We start from the raw sequence: 3,807 nt of genomic DNA on the forward strand, positions 1-3,807 counted from the left end.
GAGCTTTCAAGTCAGCAAGCAGGCCGGCGATGGGGCGATCAACGGCGTTGCAAAGCCGCGTGTGATTCACTTCGATACCCTTGTGGCTGTCCCACTTGCTGCCAGCGCCGCTGTAGAGCTGAATAAAACGCACACCGTTTTCGACGAGGCGGCGTGCGAGCAGGCAGTTGCGGCCAAACACGGCGGTGGATTCGTTGTCCATGCCGTAGAGCTGTTTGGTGGCCTCAGTTTCCTTGCTGAGATCGACCGCCTGCGGTGCTTCGGCCTGCATCTTGTAGGCGAGTTCATAGCCACGGATGCGAGCATCGAGCTCGGTGTTGCTGGTGCGTGAGGCACCGTAGTCTTGGTTCAAGGCACCGAGCAGATCGAGCTTGTCGCGCTGGCGCTTGCGATCCACGCCTTTGGGATTGTCGAGATATTTGATCGGCACGCCATCGGAGTTGAACTCGACGCCCTGATACACGGCGGGCATAAAGCCATTGCCCCAGTTACGCACGCCGTTCACCACGGTGCCCTCGCTATCCTTGATGACGACAAAGCCGGGCAGGTTCCGATTTTCCGTGCCGAGGCCATACGAGGCCCAGGCACCGAGCGAAGGCCGGCCGCCGAAGACGGAACCGGTGTTCATGGAACAGACGCCACCGGCGTGATTGATGCCGCTGGAAGCGCAGGAATGAATCACCGCGAGATCATCCGCATGCTGCGCCACGTTTTGAAACCAGTCGGAGATCCACAGGCCACCCTGACCGTATTGCTTCCAGGTGCGCTTGCATTCGAGCAGCGGGGACTTCGATTCACCCATGGCGGTGATGGGCGCTTTGAAACTCGCGGGCAGTGACTGACCGGCGAGCTTGTTCAGCAACGGCTTGTAATCAAAGGTGTCAAGATGGCTCGGACCACCTTCCATGAAGAGGAAGATGACGCTCTTGGCCTTCGCGGCACGCTGTGGCAGCGGGATGGAGGCAGCGGCGGCATTTTGTCCGCCCATCAGACCGGCGAGTGCCACGGCACCAAAGCCGCAGCCAGCGGTTTGCAGGAACTCGCGGCGCGTGTTGGGGAGATCGAATCGGTTGCAGCTCATGATGTTAATGGAGGTAAAAGAACTCGTTCGTGTTCAACAAGACCTGGCAGAGATCATTCATGGCCTGATGGAAGGGATCATCCGCCTCGACGGTTTTCGTGTCTGAGCCTGACCACGAGAACTGCGAGGTCAGCGGATCAGCGGAGCGCCAGGTGACGAGACCGGCGGACCATTTCTCCGCATCTGCATTCAGTGCCTTGTCTTCGAGCAGGCCGCTGGCTACACGCAAGGCTTCGATCCGACCGTCCCACTGGTGGGTGGGCGCACGCTTGGTCAGACCACCGATGACGAACTGGGAACTGCCGAGACTGAGCTTCGAGCGGATGTCCATGGGCACCACGGCGCTCTGTATGATGGCTCCTGCGGTGTCGAGATCACGCACGGTGAAGGTGACGTTATGACCCGTGCAGGAAACGCGGGCGACGATGTGATAACGGCGCCCCAGTTCGATGTGAATGTCTGACGGCACGACCTGATAACCGATGTTCGAATTTTCATCTTCACCGACGACTTGGATGATGACGTTGCGCGGCTTGTAGCGTGATTTTTCACCCGTCACACCGAGGCTCCAGCCGAATGACTCCAAGCTGTCCTTCCCGCCGAACCAGCGCGATGCAAGGGTGCGAACGGAGGCATTTACATCGACGCTGTTGAGGCTCGCAATGGCCTCCACGGTGAATTCATCGCCCTCTTCCTCGCCGTTTTGGACAAGGATGCGTTCATGCGGCGAGTTCTCCTTGAATCCACCGCTGCTTTCATCCGCATCGTTCAAGGCCACAGGCGCAGTCGCGGTGCCTGCACGTTTCTTCAAAAAGGACTCTGCCTTCTCGCGCTCCAGCTTCGTCGGCAGACGTCCCAGCACGGCGAGCCAGGCATCATCGATGCTTTCCACGCGTCCGGCCAGTTTGCGGGCGCGGGCCAGCAACCAGTCGCCGTTGAGCAGTTGCAGGGCCTGCGTTGGCGTAGTGGTGCTTTGACGTTCGGAGGTGCTGGCGAAACCTGCGGGCGCATCGAGCGCGCGCAGCAGTTCGTTTTGATTGTTGCGCTTTTTCTTGGTGTAGATGGAGCGGCGGGTGCCGTTGCCATCATCGGCGGGCCCCCCGGACTTTTCATCGAGTTCACCGCTAGCAGCCAGCAGTGCATCGCGCACCTGCTCCGCATCAAGGCGGCGGGGATTGAAGTGCCACAGATATAGGTTGGACGGGTCGATGTTGACGATGGCCGTTGACGGCTCGCGCCGTGCGGTCTGGCGATACGTCGCGGAGAGCATGATCTCGCGGTGGAGGGGTTTGAAGTGCCAGCCATTGGCGACGAACTTGTTGGTGAGATAGTCGAGCAGTTCGGGGTGCGTGGGTTTTTCGCCCATGTTGCCGAAATCACTCGCGGTGGCGACGATGCCGCGGCCGAAATGGTACTGCCAGATGCGGTTCACAATGACACGTGTCGTGAGCTGATTGTCGGGGCGCGTGATCCAATTGGCCAAGACAGTGCGGCGGCCGGTGGAATTGCCGATGGGTTTGATCACGGGTTCCTTCGGCTCCAGCAGGGTGAGGAATCCCGGCGCGATTTCCTGTTCGCCCTTGCGGGTTTTGAGCGAGACGGACGGCGCTATAGGCCCTGTATCCGTTGCGACGAAGGCATCCAGCAATGGCTTTGGCTTGAGGGCGTCAAACTTTTTCAACTCTTCCTGCAAGACCTTGTATTGGGCCTTCTGTTCATCCGTCTTGAGGCTCTTGATCGGATCAAAAGTGTCACGCACCTGCTGCATCTGCCGTTCGCACAAACCGGCGAGTTGTTTTTCCAAGGCCGCACGCTGCGCGTCAGGCTTGCGCACCATCTCTTGCAGATCTTCGGTGAAGCGCGTCAATGAGCGTTCCACCCGGGGTTCAAGCAGAGGCTGGGTCATCACATTCATCTTGGCGCGAATGTCGGCGGTGGCGGCCTCCCATTTGGCCTCTTGTTCAGCATACGCTGTCTTCTCGGCGGGAGTCGCCAGCTTCATGTCATCTCGCCAATGCACCGGGGCGAGGAAGGCACGCAGACGGTAGTAGTCCTTCTGCAAGATGGGATCGAACTTGTGATTGTGGCAGTGGGCGCAGCCCATGCTGAGACCGAGGAAGAGCTCACCGGTGGTGTCCGTCATGTCGGTGAGTATGATGTCCCACTGGCCGCGCACATCACGCTGGTTATATTCATAGACCGGATGCCGAAGGAAGCAGGTGGCGATGAGCACGTTCGGATCATTCGGGGCAATCTCATCGCCGGCGAGTTGCTCGCGCACGAACTGGTCGTAGGGCTTGTCGTCGTTGAACGATTTGATGACGTAGTCGCGGTAAGGCCACACGGACGGGCGATAGGCATCCGCATTGTAGCCGTCGCTTTCTGCATAGCGCACGAGGTCGAGCCAATGCTGCGCCCAGCGCTCGCCGTATTGCGGGCTGGCGAGCAGTGCATCGACCAGCTTTTCATAAGCACGCGGGTCCTGATCATTCACGAAGGCGTCAATCTGTTCGCGGGTGGGTGGCAAGCCGTGCAGATCGAAGTACACGCGGCGCACCAGTTCATGCCGGTCCGCCGCCGCTGCTGGATCAAGCTTCATCTCCGTCTGCTTTGCGAGGATGAAGCGGTCGATGTCATTGCGTACCCACTTGCTCGCCATCTTGGGCGGGGAAACCTTTGCCACTGGTTTGAAGAACCAGTAGTTCCGCTCGTCCGTCGTGAAGCCG

2 protein-coding genes are annotated in these 3,807 nt (G+C 59.5%); both read right to left on the reverse strand.

What is annotated here, in order from left to right:
* On the reverse strand, window positions 1-1,081 hold a 1,081-nt coding region (locus PSV43_RS10995), incomplete at its 3' end, for a DUF1501 domain-containing protein (protein WP_300196698.1).
* 4 nt (window positions 1,082-1,085) lie between these two features.
* A partial coding sequence (locus PSV43_RS11000; protein ID WP_300196700.1) for a DUF1549 domain-containing protein occupies window positions 1,086-3,807 on the reverse strand: 2,722 nt, incomplete at its 5' end.

Source organism: Prosthecobacter sp. (assembly GCF_029946185.1).
Lineage (GTDB): Bacteria > Verrucomicrobiota > Verrucomicrobiia > Verrucomicrobiales > Verrucomicrobiaceae > Prosthecobacter.